Here is a 1051-nt window from a genome sequence, read left to right as displayed (position 1 = left end):
AAAATCACAGCGAGTCTTAACGCTGCTATTAAGTGGAAAATAATGGTTGGCGTATAATCGCGAAGCGATGGCCAACTGTTATTTTTCCGCTTGAATGCCTTTGTTAGTTGGACATTCAACACTGCAGCTACAAATTAAATTATTAACGTGATATTACTGAATTTAGTTTATTAAAAACAGATGATTAGCGACGCAATGTGACGAACGAAGTTGATTAGTTTTCGTAGCGTGTTGTAAAGGCGATGACAGTTGACCATCAAAGCAAGCAAACCGAAACGAAGCTAAAAGCAATTTCAGTTTAAACCTATTTTCAAAGGTATAATGTAAACCAAATTTGCACGCTCTGTAGTCCAACTAACGCCCTGCTAAGTGGCTAGCAACGCAAACCACGATACTTAAACTAACTACCGTAAACACTGTACCAGACTAGAACCAAAATCGCCGAGCGTTGATAGTCCGTCTTAAGCAGTTTGTTAACTTTATTTACTCCGCTAGATCTTCGACTATGTAAAACCCCCATAGACCCTTTTTGACTTTCACTTTAACTAAGTCGCCTCGCTTATAAGAGCTAGTTTGCGATTCATCAACACTTATATAAGCAACCTTACTACCATCACTAACGTGTACGTAGTTAAATTGAGAGCCATTTTTGAACATCATTGACGATACTTTTACAACTTCAAAAGTTTTTAGATGGTGCTCTTCATTCGCGAATTTATGGTTGCTCACGGCAAAGAATGCTATTGAGGTTAATATGGCAAACATACTAGTTAACGGAAAGTTTAACTTTCTTTCGTAAAAGCGAGTCGCGTCGTTAGGAGATCTTAGAACATTAATACTTTTGTTCGCTTTCCATTTTTGAAAAATACGAACTATTGGAGCAAAAGCTAATCCAACACTTGCACTAATTATAGATAACCACCCACCATCCAATACGTTAGCAAAAGCCGCGAAACTTAGTTGATAGAGGGAAAAACTGAAAGATGCTACCAATAATATTGTCCAGATCATCAAGTTCCTTATAAAGTTAACGCCCAATTAAGGGGTGAAC

At 37.7% G+C, this 1051-nt stretch carries 1 protein-coding gene; it reads right to left on the bottom strand.

Features of this window, described 5'->3' with window-relative positions; translation table 11 throughout:
- Positions 1-483 precede the first annotated feature (483 nt).
- Positions 484-1011, bottom strand: coding sequence for a hypothetical protein (locus tag ACP45E_RS18480; protein ID WP_017037294.1), 528 nt, complete (start codon positions 1009-1011; stop codon positions 484-486).
- Positions 1012-1051: the final 40 nt, after the last annotated feature.

Source organism: Vibrio genomosp. F10 str. 9ZD137, from assembly GCF_049974785.1.
In the GTDB taxonomy this organism is placed as follows: Bacteria; Pseudomonadota; Gammaproteobacteria; order Enterobacterales; family Vibrionaceae; genus Vibrio.
This window is presented reverse-complemented; position numbering and strand designations above follow the sequence as displayed.